Raw genomic sequence first — 17504 nt, forward strand, 5'->3', positions numbered from 1 at the left:
CTGCGTCCGGAGTCGTCGACGCGGCCTGACCCATACCTGGCACCACGGCGCCGTCCCCTGTTGCGGGGCCGGCGCCGTCGTCATGTGACCTCCCGGGGCAGGCGACGGACGGGATCTGCCGGCCCGGGCCGGCGGCGTTCTGTAAAGGCGGGCGGTGCCGCGGGGGAGTGGGGAAGTTCCCTGTGGGCGCGCCTTGCCGGATGCCGGATGCCGGATGGCGGGGTAGCGGAGGGCATGGGCAATGTTTGCCCAGATGAGGTGAGTGCCGGCGGCGGGATCCAGGGATCCGTCGGCGCGCTGGCAGGCGATCCAGTGAGCCATCGCCCACTTTGCGGCCCGGGGATCCGCCGACGGGTGGAAAAACAGTCCCAGCTCCTCCAACACCCGACCGCATCTGGCGCCTGAGCATCCTGATCAGGTCGACATGCCCTTCCGTGACGTCCGAGCTCCAGCAGAGCAGAGCCGACGATGACAGCGATGTCCCTTCCCGAAGCTGGTAGCCGTCGGCTGTGTCCTGTCCTGTCGTGAGCGGGAGCGGTCCGGCGTCGGCGCCTTCCGGTGCGGCGGACTCTGGCTGCTCCCGGACCGGGTTCTGGTGCACGACGGCGCCTGCCGGGGGGACCCGGGTTACGGGGCCGGTCTCGCATGGAGGACGATGCGGGACGGGAGGGGATTTGAATGCGTTCAAAAATGCTGGAGCCGATGCAACCGCAGGCGCGCGTGAGGGACAGGTTCGGCGCTGTGCTGACGGTGTCGGTGTCGGTGCTGTCGGCCGAGGCGGTGATCGGGGCGATCGCGCTCTTCGTCTGGGGGCAGACCCAGGAGAGTCCTGGCCTCCCCTACAGTGCCTTGGGGGTCGCTACAGGGCCCAGGGGTGGGGGCGTTGTCGAGGTCGACACGGTGTATCAGGGTGCCGTCTCCGAGGGCCTTGGGCGGAGCTGACGTCTCGAAGGGGTAGGGGTAGGGATAGGTGAGCTGGCCGATCAGCCGCATGTGGGCCGTATCGACGAGCCAGTGCCGGCCCAAGCCGAACTCCTCGTCGTCTCGACGGTCCCGACGACGAGAGTGCTATGCCTGGGCGGGACACGCACGTGTTCGTCGGTACCGCGTGACCGCCTCGGCCAGGAACTCGCCTGTTGGCGCGAGCGGGTTCGGCCGCGCTCCGCGGTGCTTGCGGACGCCGCCGACAGGATCGTCCAGCAGGTTGTCGTCCTATGAGGAACTGGCCCTATGTGCCGCGCGGTTGACCGGGTGTGACCGGGGTGCGGTGCTGCTTCACTTCGGCCAAGTACTCGGTCATCGCGTCCCGGTTTTGGGTCAGCACCTCGATCCGATCGGTGAGCTTGTCCCGCTCCGAGGTCAGCAACGCCAGCATCTCCGGGGTCGCGTCAGGGAAGTGAATGGACCTGGGCCTGTCCAGGCACGGCAGGATCTGCTTGATGATCCTTGTCGGCAACCCCGCCGCCAGCAGACCGCGTATCTGCTTGACGCGGTCCACATACCGCTCGTCGTAGTCGCGGTATCCGTTCGCGGACCGATCCGGCACGATAAGGCCCTGCTCCTCGTAATACCGCAGCAGGCGCCGGGACACGCTCGTCAGGCGGGACAGTTCACCGATCCGCACATGCCCGAGAGTAGCCGTGCGGCTCGAGCTTGACCATCACATCAGTGTGAGGGCTTCACGATCAGTGCATGACGACCACAGCAGTTTCTCCGACAAGACGTGACGTCCTGCCCTGGTCCGCGCTTCTGGCACTGGGCACCGCGGCTTTCATCACCAGCCTGACGGAGACGCTTCCGGCGGGTGTCCTCCCGCAGATGTCCTCCTCTCTCGGCGTCAGCTCCGGTGCGGCGGGCCAGGCCGTCACCGTGTACGCCGCAGGTACAGCCCTTACCGCCATACCGTTGGCCGCCGCCACGGCGGGAATGCGGCGCAAGCCGTTGCTGCTGGGCGCCATGGCCGCCTTCCTGGCCGCGAACACGCTCACCGCTGCCGTGCCTGGTTACGCGGTCCTGCTCGTCGCACGGTTTCTCGCCGGCGTCGCGGCCGGACTCGCGTGGGCGATCCTTGCCGGGTACGCACGGCGTATCGCGCCTTTCGGCCAGGGCGGCCGTGCCATCGCCATCGCGATGACCGGGATCCCCTTGGCGCTGTCGCTCGGTGTTCCCGCCGGAACACTGATCGGGCAACAGATCGGGTGGCGCGCGTCTTTCGCTGCCGTTTCGGTGATCACCCTCGCCGTCCTCGGATGGATCACGTTCAGCGTTCCCGCCATCAGCCAGCCGGCGACAACAGATGGTGGGCCGAAGCCGACCACCCGGCAAACACTCCGGGCTCCTGGGGTCGCCGCCATCATGGTCGTCGTCGTGACCTTCGTCCTCGGCCACACGATCATCTATGCGTACATCGCGCCGTACTTGCGGCACGCCGGCCTCGCCGCCGAGGTGGACGCGATCCTGCTGGCCTTCGGAATCGCATGCCTGGTCAGCATCTGGTACACCGGCCGTCACATCGACAGGCACCTTCCTGGGCTCGCGCTGGCCGCCGCACTGCTGTTCACCGTTGCCGCGGCCGCCTTCGCCGCCACCACGGCACAGACCGTCGTGTGGGTCGCAGTCGTCGCGTGGGGCCTGGGATGGGGGCGCTACGCCCACGCTCCTTCAGACCGCAGCCGGTCATGCCGGGATGCGACGCAGCCCAGCCATCGCCGACACTGCGCAAGCCATCCTGGTGACCTTGTGGAACGCGGCCATGGCCCTCGGCGGCATCATCGGCGGCGTACTCCTGCAGCGCGTCAACATCGCCGCCGACGCCATCGCCGCGGCAGCGCTCGGAGTCCTCAGCGTGACCGTGATCACGGTCACGCGGAAGCATGCCTTCGCAACAGGGGACCAGAAGGCACCATGACACACGCGAACGCGCCATTGTCGGTTGAGGGGCGTAGTCGGGTGGTCCCACGGTACAACTGATCGTTTCAGAATGAGGTTCTGAGTCGTCTCAAGCAGATGATGCAGCAGGCGAGTTGAGGCAGGGCGAGATGGAAGTCGGCACGTATCTCGTAGCGGATGCGCAGGCCCTTGAACTGGTGGAGTCAGGCAAAGGTCCGCTCGACCACCCAGCGGGTTCTGCCCGGGCTGGAGCCGTGGGCGACGCCGCGACGGGCGATGAGAGGCTTGATCCCACGCTCCCACAGCAGGCGGCGGTACTTGTCGCAGTCGTAGCCCCGGTCGGCGAACAGCCTGCATGGCCGTGTGCGCGGGCGTCCGCGCAGGCCCCGAACCGGTGGAGTCGCGTCCAGGAGCGGCAGGAGTTGTGTGACGTCATGGCGGTTGCCGCTGAGTCGTCCATATCCAGGAGACCCGCCGCTCGCAGCTCGGCGAGAAGGACCTCGTACGAGCGGGGGCCACATGCCGGCCTCAGTCCAGTCCCGCAGCAGACGCCAGGCGGTCAACCCTGAACAGTCAACGACCTGGTTGGGCACATCGCGCCAGGCCACTCCTTTGCGCAGCACTTGACGATGCCGGCCAGTGCGACGCGGTCCGACACCGGCAGTCGTCCGGGGTGGCGATGGCGTCGGGCAGGTCGGGCTGGGAGAAGCGGAGCCATGCGCTTCCAGATATGGCCGAGATACCGGGACGGGTGGCAGCGGCTGGTCAGGTTCAGCACCAGCCACCGTGGCGAGGCTCCACGTGCTCGCCGAACGGTGGGCCGAATGCCTGCCCGTCGTCGTCGGTCACGACGTAGTCGGGTTCGGTCTTCGAAGCGGCTGCTTGCAACCGGATGACGAGGTCAGTCACAGGCACGATACGCAGGGACAGGGCTGCGGCCACCCGGGCAGCTTCGTTGTCGATGTCCGGGTTGTACTTGTCACGGGACCGTTCTAGGTGTTGAGCGGACATCTGCATGACCTCCACATCGCCGCCGCCCGAGAATGAGAGGCAGTCCCGCCACTCCAGCCCGATGATGATCTCCAGCGCGTCCGCCAGGTCATCGGCGAGCAGCCCACCTTGCCCTTCGGAACTCGCGAACACCACCGGCCGACGGCCGTCCTTCTCAGCGCACAGGAGGTACGCCCCCCCAGCGAACTCCCCGGCGATCAACTCCAGCGGCGCACCTGAGGCAAGCCTCAAGCCATCGCCACAGTGCTTCCGGTGGATGTCGAAGCCGAACGATGACCGCAGCAACAGATCGATCTCCGGAGTGGTCTGGATCAGGCCAAGCAGATGATCACTTGAGGTCATGGCACGGACGATAGCGAGTGCCACTGACGTGCCAACGCCAGGGCGAACAGCGCACCCGTGTCCGACAGGGCGCGACCCCGTGGATGGCGCACTTCAGGCCGCATCTGCACCCAAGCCATCACAACTCATTCTGACACCACCAGTCAGCGAAGCTGTGTGGTGTCAATTGATGTGGATCGGCACGCCCGTTGTCAGACGTTGCTGGCAGCATCACCCTGTGAACGCCATCCATACCACCCCGCCGCGGCCGTTCGACGTGACCGCGCTCTTCCCTGAACTGGCCCCGCTGGCGCGCGCGGCGACCCGGCTGCACCCGCGCCCCGGGTCGCCGACCGTGCACGACAGCTCCGTCGGCGGGCCGCTCCTGTGGCCCGCCGACGAGCCGTGGCCGTACTGCGACGAGCTGCACGACAGTCGCGTGACGAGTGTGGTGCACTCACCGGACGACGTCCGGCTCCTCCGCCACGACCGTGCCGCAGCGGCCGAGCGGCGGCGCCTCGACCCCGAGGCACCCCTGTGGACTCCCGAGGAACGGGAGACCTGGGAGCGGCTCGCGGACCGCCCGTGGTCCGACGGCCCGATTCCCCTTCTCCCCGTCGCCCAGCTCTACGCCCGCGACGTCCCCTTTCCGCGCCCGCCCGACGCGGACCTCCTCCAGGTCCTGTGGTGCCCCTTCGACCACGAGATGGCCCACCCTCGGACAGCCCTCTTCTGGCGCTCCTCCGCCACCGTCACCGACGTTCTCGACGCACCGCCCGAGCCGCCCGTCGTCGAGCAGGACTGCTACCTCCCGGAACCGTGCCTGTTCTCACCGGAGCAGGTCACCGAGTACCCCAACCCCTCGGAGCTGAGCCAGGAGCTTCAGGAGCAGCTGGACGACATGAGCCGCTGGGAGACGATCGAACCCGCGCGGTACAACACGTACGCGGACGACCCGGGCGAGCTCTACCTGAACAACCTCTCCACCGCCCCCGGCTGGAAGACCGGCGGCTGGACCCGCTGGGGCCTCACCGACCCCAAGCCCCGCCCCTGCCCCGAGTGCGGCACCGAGCAGGTCCCGCTCCTCACCATCGCCTCCTCGGAATGGGACGGCGGCAGCGAGACCTGGATCGCCGAGGAGGAACGGACGAACCCGGCCTCGCCTCCCCTGGGCGCCCAGAACGGCGACTTCACCTTGATCGACATCGTCGGCGGCTACAACCTCCAGCTCCACGTGTGCCCGAAGTCCCCGGACCATCCCCACATCGAACTGGTCCAGTGAGCCCTTGCGGAAGTCCTCCGCGCCGACGCGTACGCCGCAATCGGCACCGCGATCGCTCCTCAACTCAGCGGCCTTGGCCGACTACCAGATGATCCAAACGACGGGCCCTGGTCGACCGTCGCGAGTCGTCTGAGGACTTCGATCGGGGTGAATCCACCCGATGAGACAGGGGCCGCACCAGAGCCTTTTGCCGGGGGAGGCGGCAGGCAGCTCGCTATCACGCCAGGCTTCCAGAGCGTGCTTTCAATCCGTAGCCCATTCGCCCGGATTTTCGCCGCCCGGTCAGCGCGGGCTCCGCGTGCCGTCAGCGGTGACGGGTGCCGGGATCCCCTCGTCATCCCGCACAAGCCGGACGACTCCGCTCCGGCGGACGTCTCGGAAGAAGGCTGCCGCTCGCGATCCACTCTGACTCATGACCGCCTGAGCTTGGCGTTCCGCTCCAGTCATTTCGGCAGGAGTTCCTATAGCGGCGGCAGCTTCTGACCCGTCGGCCCCGTACGGGATGTCGGTGCGTGTCTTGGGTCCGTGTCAGGGGGTGGCGAGGGTGAGTTGGTGGTGTGCGGGGTGCGTGGGGGGGTGGGGGAGTGTGGTGGTGAGGAGTCGTCGGTTGCCGGTGGGCGGGGTGTCGGTGGACGGGTTGTGGGCGGGTGGGTTGTGGGTCGGTGTGTCGGGTGTGTCGTGCAGGAGCGGGATGGTGGCGAGTACTTGTTCGGGCAGATCGAAGGCGTCGGTCAGGGTGGTGAGGTGGGGGGTGAGTTGGTGGAGGGTGGTGTCGGTGAGGGTGTGAAGGGTGTGGATGTGGTGGGGGGTGAGGTGTTGGTGGGCGAGGAGGTCGCCGGTGTGGGGGGTGAGTTGATTGAGGAGGAAGAGGCGGCACAGGAGTTCCAGCAGGTCGCGCGCTGCGGGGTCGGCTGTCTGTTCCATGGCGGTGAGGAAGGCGTCGGCGGCTTGGAGTGTGGCGTGGGCGGAGACCATGTTGAGGGCGGGGGCGGAGGTGGCGTTCCAGCGGCCGATGGGGTCTTTGGTGGGTCCATTGCGTAGTGCGGTGCGGGCGCGTGTCTGCCAGATCGCTTCGGTGTGGGCGAGGAGGTCGCGCAGGAAGTAGCAGTCGGTGAGGTGTCGTTCGGCGGGTGGGGGGGTGGGGGTGCGGGGGAGGCCGGCTTCGTACTGGAAGATCATTTCGGACGCGGCTTTGAGCCAGATGACGAGGTTGTCGCCTTCGGCGGTGATGGTGCCTTCGAGGTCGGTCATGATTTCGGTGAGGCGGTTGGCGGTGAACAGGCCGCGGGCGCCGCAGCGTTCGCGGCATTCGGTGACGATGTCGCGGGCCTGCCAGGTGGTCCAGCCTTTGGTGAGGGCGACCAGCCGCTCTACCTCGGCCCGTCCGGGCCGCCCGATGTCGGCTCCCTCGCCCCGCTCGGTGTCGGCCTGCCCGGCCTCGACCCGTTCAGTCCCGGTCCGCTCGGTGCAGGTTTCCTCGGCTCGCTCGGTCCCTTCGGCCTGGTTGGCGTGCCCGGCCTCGGTCTGGCCGGTCGGCCTGCTGCAGGCTTCCGCGGTGCGTTCGGGCTGGGTGTGTTGGGTCCATTGGTTGAGGGTGTGGCGGTGGAGGAAGGTCATGGCGTAGGTGGTGGCGAGGGCGGTGAGGAGGCGTCCGGTGTGGCTGCGGTGGGCGGTGAGGGGGATGCGTTGGCCGGTTTTGGGGCCGGCGATGTGGCGGGTGTGGGCGTAGCGGACGGCGATGGTCAGTGCGGTGCGGGAGACGCCGATGGCTGCGCCGCTCATGCAGAGTTTTCCGGTGGTGACGCGGTGGATGGAGCTCAGGAAGCGTCTTCGGCGGTTGGTGACGGTGCTGTGGAGCGTGGCGTCGGTGCCGAGGCGGCCATGGTCGGCTTCTAGGAGTGCGGTGCGGGGGAGGGGGACGTGGTCGAAGGTGGTGAGGCAGTGGTCGACGGGGGCGCCGCCGCGTTCGGGCAGGGGCTGGACATGGATGCCGGGCAGGGTGCCGTGGTGGTCGCTGAGGGGGGTGAGAAAGAGGAAGACGCCTTCGTCGTTGCCGTCGATGAGGAGGCGGGCGGCGACGAGGGCGGTTTTGGGTCCGCCGGCGGGGCTGGTGTTGGGCATGAATTTGCGGGCGCCGGGGGTGGGGGTGTTGAGGATGAAGCCGCCGGTTGCGGGGTTGTGGGTGGCGGTGGTTTCCAGGGCTGCAGCGTCGTTGCCGTGGTCGAGTTCGGTGCACAGAAACGTTCCTGTGTACTGCAGGGCGCTGAAGGCGGACAGGTCGCGGTGGTGGCTGTCGTGGTCCAGCAGGCTGCCCAGGAACAGGTTGTAGTGGATGGCTGAGAGAGTGCCCAGTCCGCTGTCGACGACGGCGGTCCACTCGGTCAGGGCGGCGAGCCGGCGAGGGTCGGCGGCGAGTGCTTCGGCGCTGTCCAGGTGGTCGTTGACGTGGTGCAGCCGCTGGTAGGACAGGGCGGTGCGTTCGGCGGGGGACAGACCGGCGCGTGCCTGGAAGTCCGGGCCGGCGATGAGGGTGCGCCAGGGGGTGTGAATGCGCTCGCGCTCATGCTGGTCGAAGAGCAGGCGGGACAGTTCACCGCCGACCGCGTCGACCGCGTCGACCGCGTTGACCGCGGTATCTGTGTTGACCGCGCTGACCGTGGCTCCCGTGCCGATCACGGCACTTGCCTCGGCCGCGCCGACCGCGGCACCGGCAGCAGTGGCGTCGGTGGTGGCGGCCGCAGGCGGGGCATCGGCGTCGAGGGACGTGGCTTCGATGCCGTCTGTTGTGGCGTTGGTGGCGGCGTCGGTGGAGGTGGCGGCGGTGCGGGCGGCCGTGGCCTCGGCGCCCGCGGCGGTGGGGTCAGCGCCGGTGTTGGTAGGGGTGGCGTCGGTGGTGTTGCCGGGTGGGGTGTCGGGCTGGGTGGTGGGCGGGGAAACCGCCGTGTGGGCGCGGGTTGGGCCTTTCTGTTCGATCGTCAGCAAGGTCATGGACCTCTCCCCGTTGAGGGGGCTCCCGGCGTGTGGGGAGCCCAGGCCACACAAGATACGTACCAACCGGTTTTCTTTTCAAGGCGATTCCGTGAAGTTCATGGCGGCGTCCGGTGGATCGGGGACGGTGTAGGGGCTGTCCGGTTGTGCCCTGCGGAGGGACGTCCTCCGGGTGTAAGGGGGGATGTGCTGGGCATATGCGGTTCCCGACGGGATGCCGTCGACCGGTCCCGGGTGCGGTGGTCTGGACCTTGAAGAAACCGATGCACTGGTTTTGTTTCGGAGGATGTGGTGACCTTGGGGTGACCTGGGGTCGACGGGCTGTCATCGACGTGCCGTTTTGCTGGGCGATATGGACTCGCCACCGAGAGTGACCGGCAGTAGGATACGAACCTTACGGTTTGCTTTTGCGGGCGTGGTGGGTACGGAGGTGTGTGATGGCGCGGCAGGAACGAGCCATTCGGACGCGGCAGAAGATTCTTGCCGCGGCGGCCGAGGTGTTCGACGAGGTCGGGTACGAGGCCGCCACGATCTCCGAGATCCTGAAGCGGTCGGAGGTGACCAAGGGGGCGTTCTACTTCCATTTCACGTCGAAGGAGGAGATCGCTCAGCGGATCCTGGCGGAGCAGGTCACCGCGATCCCGCCGATCCAGCCGCAGGATCTGGCGTTGCAGGAGGCGGTGGACGAGGCGTTGCTGCTGGCGTATCTGCTGCACTCGGGTGATGCGCGGGTGCGCGGCAGTGTGCGGCTGACCGTGGAGCAGGGCTCTCCGCAGGACGGTCTGGACCGCCGGGTGCCGATGCAGGGGTGGATCAGCCGCTCGGTGGAGGTGTTCGAGAAGGCGAAGGCGAACGGGGAGCTGGTGCCGCATGTCGATGTGGCGCTGATCGCGAAGCTGTTCGTCGGCTCCTTCACCGGGGTGCAGATCCTGTCGAACATCATGACCGGGCACGAGGACATGCTGGAGCGGGTCTCGGAGCTGTACCGGCATCTGATGGCGTCGATCGCGGTTCCGGGGGTGCTGATCCGGCTGGAGTTCACGCCGCAGCGCGCCCAGCAGGTGTATGAGGCGGCCCTCGCGCAGAGCCTGCAGAGTGCGGGAGAAGCAGCCGAACTCGTCTAGGCCTGCGTCTCCTTGAGGAGGCGGGAACAGGCCTCTCGACGGCGTAGGACTCGATGCCCGCAGTGCGATGGGCGGTTACGGCCGCCGGGAAGGCGGGGGTGCGTGTCCTGGCCGTCTGTCGTCCTTCTTGCGCCGGCGGGGCAACGGCGCCGGCTTGAGGCGCGGATCCGTTCTTTTGCTCTGGTACCGGAGCCGGCGACGGGAGGCGAACGCCTGCACTGGCAGGGGTACTCGTACTCCTTCGACCTGTCGGGCGGGATCCTGGCGGACTTCGAGCCTGAGGAGCTGGAGCAGGTCACGGCCCGGATCGGAAAACCGTACGGGGTCTGGGTGTCGTGCGAGTCCATGGACGCGGCCCGGGCCTTCCTCCGCGACGTCCTGCCGGGTTTCGGCGGTCTTGTCGACACCAACCACTACGAGATCATCCAGGCGGGCGAGTTCCTCACCCTGATAAACCGTCACCCCGGCTGGGACTGGCGTCGTCGGCCAAGCACAGAGCTCACGTAGAGCGGCTCACTCGGCGTCCTGTCACCTGCGGGAGCAGATCAGGATGGCAGCGAGGCGCACAGCTGCCTGGTAGGCAACAGCGAGCCTGTCAGTTCGCATGGGTAGTCCCGGGCTTCGGCGTCCGGGGCGCGGCCCCTCGCACTGGCGGCGCGTGCGGGCTTCGGGGCGAAGCCCCACGCGTCGGGGGATCCCGGCGGCCCGGCTGCGGGCCGGAGTCGGAGTCCAGGAGCGCGGAACATACCGTTCGCGGCCGACGCCGCATTCCCGCGCGGGGTGGAGCGGGCGAGGCGGACGGCGGCCTGGCTGTTCCCGGTGCGTCCGGCGGTGGCGGTGTACTGGCCCTGCACCCACCGTGGCGGTGCCCTTCCTCGAGGTCGCCGCTCTCGTCGATGACCAGTACTGCCGTGGCGGCCCACAGTTGCGCTGGTGAGGCTCTCGCTCGGGTTGCGTGGTCGGCCGGTCGTGGAGGTGGCACAGCCGCGGCGGCAGGGTCGTGTCTCGTGCAGGCATCGTGCGGGTGCGGCCGGAGAGAGGGGAAAGGGCCGTGGGATCATTCTGCAGCGCAGGTCCTGAGGTCAACGGCAGGCCGAGCACCATCCTGATCGTGGGAAAGCCGAGCCGCGGGAGATGTCTGTGTGGGAGAACTTCTTCAGCAGCGTGGTCCTCGCGACCGTGGCCGAGCCGCTGCTTCGCCGGATACAGAAGCGATGGCGCAGCTGGCGTATCTCCCGGACAGTTGCCGCACTGGACTGTGGAGGCACCGTCCGTATCCGCTGTGCCGCACGCTTCCGTAACTCTGGTGGAGGTCGGCACCGTGCCCGCCTGACGGTGACGGCCGAAGGTGTCTTCCTTTCCACTGTTGACGGCGCCGTCACGCACCTGCGGTTGGGGACTGCACGCGGTGGTGTCACCGTCGTTGCTGAGCGCTCGATGCTGGTGTGCAACGCGGCCGGGCGGCAGCTTGAGATTCTGCTTCCGGCCGGGGAGGAGCGCCTCTTCAAGGCCCTGGTGGTCAGGGCCTTGGACGGAGGCGACGAACATTCTGCCGCTGCCGCTGCCGCTGCCGCTGCCGCTGCCGGTGTCGTCCCCGGAGCTGTCTCGGGGTCGGCGCCCGCGCACGGTACACGCTGAGCCACAGCCCCCTGCTGACCGGCAAAGCCGGACGCCCGGTGCGGCCAGGGCCGCTGCTGCGGCACTGCCGGTACCACCGGCCCCAGCCCCTTCGCTGCCCGGTCCGGCTGCGACGGCACGCGCGTCAGGCCGGCACCGGGCGGGACGGGGATCGGTGCGGTCCGGGACTTGGTACCCGGCCGGTCAGGATCACCCTCTGCAGCCGGAGTGCCGGAGTGCCGGAGTGCCGGAGTGCCGGAGTGCCGGAGTGAGTTGCCGTTCGTGGTCCGGGGGTAGCGCCTGGTCTGGCGTTGGGCGCGGGGTCAGGTCAGCTCGTAATGTCAGGCCAGCTCGAAGCCGCGGCGGAAGACGCCGCCGTACTCTCCAGGCGTCTCCCAGCACGTGTAATGGCGGCCAGGAAGATCGGGCAGGTCAATCCCCAGTTGCTGCGCCAGGACGGCGGCACCGGTCTTGCGGGTCCGAGAGGGGTCATCGGCAGCTTGATACAGGGCATGGGCGCCGCGCAGTCCGATCACTACGTACTCCACACGCCTGCCCGCGCTGAGTACCGGTTCCTCGTGGTGCTGCTCGTGCCGGGCATTCATCATCTGCCCACAGAGACCGCATCGCACGTTGTCTTGTGAGGTGTCCACAGCAGGCATCGTATGGCTTTCTCGAACACGTGTGGCCACCAGCCGTCCTCACCCCGGAACACCCGGGCATCGGCTCGCCGGCCACAGACCGCTGGAGTACGCCCAGCCGGCCGGCACGTCGTCGGCGGCCACGCCCATCACAGGCCGGCCATAGGTCCGCGTACTGGCGGCTATCGTCCGCTCCCGCTGCTCCCACGACGCTTCGCGCGGCGACTGCGTGCAGAGGATGCACGGACACCCAGATCTTCCAATTCGGCGATGCTGGCGCCACGAACCTCGGCCCCCTGCACGGTCCTCACCTGGAGAAAGAAGCAATGTCACGGCTCTTCAACGAGGCAGGGTGGGCAGGGGCACGGCGCTGGAATCACGCTGAAGGTCGCCGCTGGCAGCCGCGTAGCTCGAAGCGGCGGACCGGGCGACGTCGTTGGTAGGGTCGCCGGATGCAGAGCTGGGACGACGGCGCCGTACGCGCCCGGCTACGGCAGATGGCGGCACGGGACCCGCAGTGGGCGTGCTTCGGGGCGGACACGCACCGCTACGAGTTGGCGCCCGCGCTGCCGCAGGCGGAGATCAGGGCGTTCGAGGAAGTTCACGGCATCGAACTGCCGCCGCAGTACCGGTCTTTCGTCGCGGAGGTAGGCAACGGACCCGCCGGTCCCGGTCACGGGCTGATGCCGCTGACCGTCCCGCGCCCGGAGGCCGGCGAGGAGTGGGCCGTGGACGGCGAGTGGGAGGACGACCGGCTGCCGGGCCGGCTCGCCGCGCCGTTCCCCCTCACCGGCCCCCTGCCCGGCCGGATCGGCACGCCGGCCGATGAGCTGACCTGGGGCACGCTCATGCTGGCCGATGAGGGCTGCGGCATATACAGCCGGCTGATCCTGAACGGCCCGCGAGCGGGCGAGGTCTGGCGCATCGACCCGGACTGGGGCGGCTTCGTCCCGGTGAGCCCCGGTTTCCGCCTGTGGTACACGGAGTGGCTGCAGCGTCCTGAACACGCTTCACACCGTCCGGACGAGCCCGCCGGCCTTCGGTGAAGTCCCATACGAGCAACTGGCCCGGGCCGCTCAAAGGCGGATGGCGCAAGCTCAGCTTTCGCCGGCACCGGACGCTGGCCGACGGGTGCCAGATCTCGGACGGAAGCACAGCAGGACCAGACGGTGGCCGCGGGTCGCGGATCCCGCGCTTTTCGGGGTGAACTGCAAAGCCCCCCTCGTCCGCTTTCGGCAGGGCCGGAGGCCTCAGCCATGACGGAAGGGCGAAAGCCTCAAGTCCCGGCCGGCTTCCGTCGAATGCGAGGCGGAGGTGGTGGGCCGTCCGGGACGGCGTACTTCGTCATGGTTGGCCCGCGGGGGCCACGGGCAGCCTTGTGGCGTCATCTTGCAAACGTGCAGCAAAGGAGAGATAAGGCGTGTTGGGCCGATCTGCTCTGACCTTCTTCGCCGTGGCGGGCCTGGCCGTGTCCGCGGCACTGACCGCGCCGGCCGCCGCGGCTACGCCGGCCGCGGCTGCTGCTGCCCCTACCACTCGGGTCTATGTCTCCGACGGCGCCGGGAGTTACATCTCGGGCACCCTGACCTGGTACAACCGGTCGGCGGTGTTCACCGGTACGTTGAAGTCGGTCGGCTGCCGCAGAGCGTGGTACAGCGTGTTCGATGGCTATGCCAACCCGCTCGGTCCCAGAAGCAGCAGTACGCACTGCAACACGGGGACGTCGGTGCCCGCCACGCTTCCCGCGGATGTGGTCGGCGGCGGCGCGTACGCCGGGGTCTGTCTTGACGATGCGAACGGCAAGCCGGTGACGTCGTGCGGTGTCTATCCCCGGCCGTGAGCGGTCTCCAGCCCTGCTGGCAGCGTCGGATTCCAGCCGGGGGAGAGCAGGTGGCGGGCAGGTCTCGTCACCGTGATGCCGAGGGCGTATGACGACACGACACCAGCCGGATGTGCTGGTCCGCGGCCGGCGCACTCCAGCGCCGTCCGCGTGCTCGCGACAGCTCCCGCCGGCGCCCGGGCACCAGCCGGATGGATGCGCGTGGCAGCTGTGACCGCCCCCGGTGCGGCGCGTCGAGAGCGTGGGCCTCGGTCTCCTCCCCGCTGGCTGGAGCGCTCCATCCTTGCCGTCGTCGCTGCATCAGGCGTCATGTACCTCGAGGCCGCCAGAACCACGGTCAAACTCGCCCGCGAGGACGGCATCGCCCGCAAGGACCTGCTCCTGGACCCAGCCTGTACCGCCGGGAAGATCGCTGTCCTGCTGCGGGCCGGGCCCGCCACCTGCAACGATTCGGTGGGCCGTCCCGCTCACTCGGGCGTGCCTGGCTGTGGCAGGACACCAACCACCAGGGGGAAGCGCAGATGGATGTGGGCTCGGTGCTCGGCGGAATAGGCCGGGTGGCGGCTGGGGTGGGCCGGTTCGTGTGGGAGGCGATGACCGCACCGACCACGGGCACGGAGGATGACGCCCGGGACGAGATCGGCAGGCTCGCGGAGATGATCGAGGACCAGGTTGCAGAAGAGCTGCGGGGCCGGGCGTGGGGTCTGGTCCTGGAGGCGCTGCAGGAGGTCCCCCGGGAGATCGAGCAGTTGGTGGAGGAACACCAGGGGTCGGACGACGAGGAAGCCGAGGAGCCGCCGGCCAAGCACTGATGCTGGCTGCGACCTAGCTGCGACCTTTCGTGGCCGTCGGCGCAGTGCATGCAGGGCATCGTCCGCGCTGTGCGCGGGCCGCACCGCCGTCAGGCGCGCGCGGTCCGCGTGGGCGGCTGGCCGGACGAAGTAATGGGTGCCCTGCACTGCGGATGGGGGACAAGCCTGGCCATGACGATCTCGATGGCATGGCCGGTTGCCATGGGCAGGCTGCTGCTTTCGGCATGGGGCCCGCGGACCCGCCCTGCCGCGCTCCCGGGGCGGCAGGGCGGGCGTGGATGTGTGAGTGATCGTGCGCGGGGTCGAAGGGCTCCCCGTCGGTGTCGCCAAGTCGCCTGCCGTGGTGAGGGCAGCGCGCTGCGGGCAGTTCTGAGTGTGCCGGCGCGGCTGTTCGGTGTGCGGGATGCGGTTGAGGTCACAGCCGCCATGACCTCGGAGGACAGGGCCGGCCGGCCGCCGACCGCGTGCGGATGCGTCGGGAACAGCGAAGCCGACACTGCGGCGATTCTTCGCCGGGGAGCGGATGCCGGATCGGGATCTGGTGCGGCACCTGCTCGTCATCGGCCTGGAGATCACCTTCTGATTCCGACGCTCCGATCGCCCTGAGACCCGAGGTTTCGAGGTGTTCCATGTGTGCCGGGAACAGCCGGTCCGGCCGGCGCCGTTGCACCGGCTGAGGGACCGGCACTGCACGGGCGGTGAACACGGTGAACACGGAGACCACAAGGCCGTCGCCTCGACAGGATCCGGGCCCTTCGGATGGCCGTACGCCCGTCGCGTACTCTGACCGAGGCGTATTTCAGCAGGAGGACTGTTTCATGACCGACCGGCCCTTGACGCTCATGGCAGTGCACGCTCACCCCGACGACGAGGCCACGTCAACCGGAGGGGTCCTCGCGCGGTACGCGGCAGAGGGCATCCGTACGGTTCTCGTGACGTGTACCGACGGCGGTTGCGGTGACGGACCGGGGGGTGTGAAGCCGGGCGATCCCGGGCACGATCCGGCGGCCGTCGCCTTGATGCGCCGGCAAGAACTCGAGGCGAGCTGTGACGTCCTGAAGGTCAGCGATCTGGAGATGCTGGACTATGCCGACTCCGGGATGACCGGCTGGCCGAGCAACGACGCCCCCGGATCTTTCTGGCAGACCCCCGTGGAGGAAGGCGCGGCCCGACTCGCGGAACTCATCCGGCACTACCGACCTGATGTGGTCGTCACGTACGACGAGAACGGCTTCTACGGCCACCCCGACCACATCCAGGCCCACCGCATCACGATGGCGGCGCTGGAGATGACCGCGCTGACACCGAAGGTGTACTGGACCACGATGCCCCGCTCGATGATGCGGCGGTTCGGTGAGGTCGTGCGCGAGTTCCATGAGGACATGCCGGAGCCGGATCCTGCCGAGGCCGCCGCGATGGCCGAGATCGGCCTCCCCGACGACGAGATCACCACGTGGGTGGACACCACCGCGTTCAGCGGTCGGAAGTTCGACGCGTTGGCCGCGCACGCCAGTCAGGGCGACAACATCTTCTTCCTCAAGATGGGCAAGGAGAGGTTCGCCGAGTTGATGGGCATGGAGACCTTCGTGCGTGTCCAGGACGCCACCGGCGCGGCCGTACCCGAGAACGATCTCTTCGCCGGACTGCGCTGATCCGCCTGTCGGGCCGGGGCGCGGGAGGGTTCATCGGCCGCACGACGTGATCCAGCGTGCTCGCGCACCCGGAGGCTTGTCCACGCGGGTTCCGTTCCGGCAGTCCGCGACCAGGTCGGCAGGCTCGCGGCGGCACGGCGGATGCGGGCCAGTCGCTCTCGTTGGCGGTACACGCGGTACACGCTGTACGCGCCCGGCGAGCAGCATGCCGCGTTCCGCGGCGAACGCCGGGTCCGCCTGGTAGTCCTCGTGACGGAGGATGGGAGCGTACAGCGGGTGCTGGGGAGCGCGGCCGAAGGCGATCGGGTCAGGCACGGGACGGCTGTCCACCGCCGCGAATTCCGGATCCAGGGCGATCGCGCCGCCGATGGGGTCCGTGGGCGGCGACAGATTTCTCATGACGGTCACCACCCCTTCCAGCCAATGCAGTTGGGCCGGTCCGAAAGAGGCGGGGAAGTAGCGACCGTAGATCCGCGCTGGAGGAGACCCGTAGGAGATCAGCCCAACACGGCGGCGGTACCTCGGCGCCAGCTGGAACGCGGCGGGCGACAGCGTCAGGCAAGCCCTGCGAGTGCGCGGCTACTGGACCGGATCCTCCTCCGCATGCCGTACCGCCTTCATGACGGCCTGCTCCCACTCGCTGCGGTTGACCTTGGTCTCGGTCTCGGTCTCGGTCTCGGTCGCGTGCTCAGTGATCGCTGGGTCATGCCTGCTGTTGCCGGCGCAGCGCGCGGTCACGACGGCATGCGCGTACCAGGAGGTGCGTTGCGGGAAAGCTTCTCGCCATCTCGTCGAGGTTCGCCTCAAGCAGCGACTGCGCCTCGTCTGGAGGGCCGGCGACTGCGCACCAGTGGGTGAGTGCGTGGCGAAGCAGCCGAACTTTGCGGCCGTCGGCATCGAGTTGCTGAGCGGCGGTGTCCAGGAGCGAGCGGAGCCGGCGAACCGCTTCCGCGGGATCACCCGCTTCGCCGATCCACCAGGCCAGCGACAGGCGAATCGTGCGGATGACCGAGGTCTGCGGAAGCTGACTCTCGGCGGTGTCCGCGAGGACTTGTCGCAGGAGTTGTACCGCGCGCGCCGCATCGCCGCCCTCGCCTACGCACCAGGCGTGCCCGTCCCTGGCCCTCAAAGTGGTGCTCGCCAGGCGGCCGTGTGCAAGTTCGGCCTGATGAATCAGCCGCTGCCACACGCGGGCGGCGGCGGGATGAGTACCCGCCTCCATCAGCGACTGCGCATAAGACGTCGTTTCAGTTGGTGAGTCGGCGGTGGCAGATGAGGGCTGCGGCTATGCCGACGAAGGCAAGGAAGTGTTCGGATTTCCGCTCGT

The 17504-nt window shown here is 68.6% G+C and carries 14 protein-coding genes and 2 pseudogenes; 10 read left to right on the top strand and 6 right to left on the bottom strand.

What is annotated here, in order from left to right:
* Positions 1 to 1228: 1228 nt before the first annotated feature.
* A complete protein-coding gene (locus ACFV0T_RS41420; RefSeq protein ID WP_385790613.1) occupies positions 1229 to 1624 on the bottom strand; it encodes a MerR family transcriptional regulator in 396 nt (131 codons plus the stop codon).
* Positions 1625 to 1692: 68 nt separating this feature from the next.
* Here ACFV0T_RS41420 and ACFV0T_RS41425 point away from each other — a divergent pair, with 68 nt between their 5' ends.
* Positions 1693 to 2970, top strand: a complete 1278-nt coding sequence (locus ACFV0T_RS41425; RefSeq protein ID WP_385790615.1) for an MFS transporter — start codon at positions 1693 to 1695, stop codon at positions 2968 to 2970.
* Between the two features lie 5 nt (positions 2971 to 2975).
* On the opposite strand, the pseudogene ACFV0T_RS41430 reads toward ACFV0T_RS41425, so the two are convergent.
* Together ACFV0T_RS41430 and ACFV0T_RS41435 are read right to left on the bottom strand one after the other, a co-directional pair.
* A pseudogene (locus tag ACFV0T_RS41430) lies at positions 2976 to 3607 on the bottom strand (transposase).
* A gap of 53 nt (positions 3608 to 3660) precedes the next feature.
* The gene (locus ACFV0T_RS41435; RefSeq protein WP_385790617.1) at positions 3661 to 4242 is read right to left on the bottom strand and encodes a hypothetical protein; all 582 of its coding nucleotides are present in this window, start codon (positions 4240 to 4242) and stop codon (positions 3661 to 3663) included.
* A gap of 217 nt (positions 4243 to 4459) precedes the next feature.
* On the opposite strand from ACFV0T_RS41435, the gene ACFV0T_RS41440 reads away from it, so the two are divergent.
* Positions 4460 to 5503, top strand: a complete 1044-nt coding sequence (locus ACFV0T_RS41440; protein WP_385790618.1) for a hypothetical protein — start codon at positions 4460 to 4462, stop codon at positions 5501 to 5503.
* Positions 5504 to 6031: 528 nt separating this feature from the next.
* Here the strand turns inward: ACFV0T_RS41440 and ACFV0T_RS41445 are convergent.
* Positions 6032 to 8491, bottom strand: a complete 2460-nt coding sequence (locus ACFV0T_RS41445; protein ID WP_385790619.1) for an acyl-CoA dehydrogenase — start codon at positions 8489 to 8491, stop codon at positions 6032 to 6034.
* A 437-nt stretch (positions 8492 to 8928) separates the two neighbouring features.
* Here ACFV0T_RS41445 and ACFV0T_RS41450 point away from each other — a divergent pair, with 437 nt between their 5' ends.
* The 3 genes from ACFV0T_RS41450 (at position 8929) to ACFV0T_RS41460 (ending at position 11253) form a co-directional block, all read left to right on the top strand.
* The gene (locus tag ACFV0T_RS41450) at positions 8929 to 9615 is read left to right on the top strand and encodes a ScbR family autoregulator-binding transcription factor (protein WP_385790621.1); all 687 of its coding nucleotides are present in this window, start codon (positions 8929 to 8931) and stop codon (positions 9613 to 9615) included.
* 102 nt (positions 9616 to 9717) lie between these two features.
* Positions 9718 to 10122 (top strand): hypothetical protein, encoded by a 405-nt coding sequence (locus tag ACFV0T_RS41455; protein ID WP_385790623.1) that lies wholly within the window; start codon positions 9718 to 9720, stop codon positions 10120 to 10122.
* A 633-nt stretch (positions 10123 to 10755) separates the two neighbouring features.
* Complete coding sequence (locus tag ACFV0T_RS41460; RefSeq protein WP_385790625.1) at positions 10756 to 11253, top strand: hypothetical protein; 498 nt, start codon at positions 10756 to 10758, stop codon at positions 11251 to 11253.
* Between the two features lie 320 nt (positions 11254 to 11573).
* Here ACFV0T_RS41460 and ACFV0T_RS41465 read toward each other — a convergent pair whose 3' ends face one another.
* Complete coding sequence (locus ACFV0T_RS41465) at positions 11574 to 11885, bottom strand: hypothetical protein (RefSeq protein ID WP_385790627.1); 312 nt, start codon at positions 11883 to 11885, stop codon at positions 11574 to 11576.
* 440 nt (positions 11886 to 12325) lie between these two features.
* Between ACFV0T_RS41465 and ACFV0T_RS41470 the strand changes: the two genes are divergently transcribed.
* The 5 genes and pseudogenes from ACFV0T_RS41470 (at position 12326) to ACFV0T_RS41490 (ending at position 16177) form a co-directional block, all read left to right on the top strand.
* Positions 12326 to 12919: an SMI1/KNR4 family protein gene (locus tag ACFV0T_RS41470; RefSeq protein WP_385790629.1), complete on the top strand. Its 594-nt coding sequence runs from the start codon at positions 12326 to 12328 to the stop codon at positions 12917 to 12919.
* A gap of 374 nt (positions 12920 to 13293) precedes the next feature.
* Positions 13294 to 13713 (top strand): hypothetical protein, encoded by a 420-nt coding sequence (locus ACFV0T_RS41475; RefSeq protein WP_385790631.1) that lies wholly within the window; start codon positions 13294 to 13296, stop codon positions 13711 to 13713.
* A 261-nt stretch (positions 13714 to 13974) separates the two neighbouring features.
* Positions 13975 to 14148, top strand: a pseudogene (locus ACFV0T_RS41480) (fic family toxin-antitoxin system, toxin component); the annotation flags it as partial.
* 86 nt (positions 14149 to 14234) lie between these two features.
* A complete protein-coding gene (locus ACFV0T_RS41485; RefSeq protein ID WP_385790633.1) occupies positions 14235 to 14525 on the top strand; it encodes a hypothetical protein in 291 nt (96 codons plus the stop codon).
* 818 nt (positions 14526 to 15343) lie between these two features.
* The gene (locus ACFV0T_RS41490) at positions 15344 to 16177 is read left to right on the top strand and encodes a PIG-L family deacetylase (protein WP_385790635.1); all 834 of its coding nucleotides are present in this window, start codon (positions 15344 to 15346) and stop codon (positions 16175 to 16177) included.
* A 703-nt stretch (positions 16178 to 16880) separates the two neighbouring features.
* On the opposite strand, the gene ACFV0T_RS41495 is transcribed toward ACFV0T_RS41490, so the two are convergent.
* Positions 16881 to 17399, bottom strand: a complete 519-nt coding sequence (locus ACFV0T_RS41495; RefSeq protein ID WP_385790637.1) for a hypothetical protein — start codon at positions 17397 to 17399, stop codon at positions 16881 to 16883.
* Positions 17400 to 17504: the final 105 nt, after the last annotated feature.

The sequence above is a fragment of the Streptomyces sp. NPDC059582 genome (assembly GCF_042735715.1).
Taxonomy (GTDB): domain Bacteria; phylum Actinomycetota; class Actinomycetes; order Streptomycetales; family Streptomycetaceae; genus Streptomyces.

Coding starts and splice junctions, on each gene's coding strand:
- ACFV0T_RS41425 (WP_385790615.1), top strand. CDS start 1,693: ATGACGACCACAGCAGTTTCTCCGACAAGACGTGACGTCCTGCCCTGG.
- ACFV0T_RS41435 (WP_385790617.1), bottom strand. CDS start 4,242: ATGACCTCAAGTGATCATCTGCTTGGCCTGATCCAGACCACTCCGGAG.
- ACFV0T_RS41445 (WP_385790619.1), bottom strand. CDS start 8,491: ATGACCTTGCTGACGATCGAACAGAAAGGCCCAACCCGCGCCCACACG.
- ACFV0T_RS41450 (WP_385790621.1), top strand. CDS start 8,929: ATGGCGCGGCAGGAACGAGCCATTCGGACGCGGCAGAAGATTCTTGCC.
- ACFV0T_RS41470 (WP_385790629.1), top strand. CDS start 12,326: ATGCAGAGCTGGGACGACGGCGCCGTACGCGCCCGGCTACGGCAGATG.
- ACFV0T_RS41485 (WP_385790633.1), top strand. CDS start 14,235: ATGGATGTGGGCTCGGTGCTCGGCGGAATAGGCCGGGTGGCGGCTGGG.
- ACFV0T_RS41490 (WP_385790635.1), top strand. CDS start 15,344: ATGACCGACCGGCCCTTGACGCTCATGGCAGTGCACGCTCACCCCGAC.
- ACFV0T_RS41495 (WP_385790637.1), bottom strand. CDS start 17,399: ATGGAGGCGGGTACTCATCCCGCCGCCGCCCGCGTGTGGCAGCGGCTG.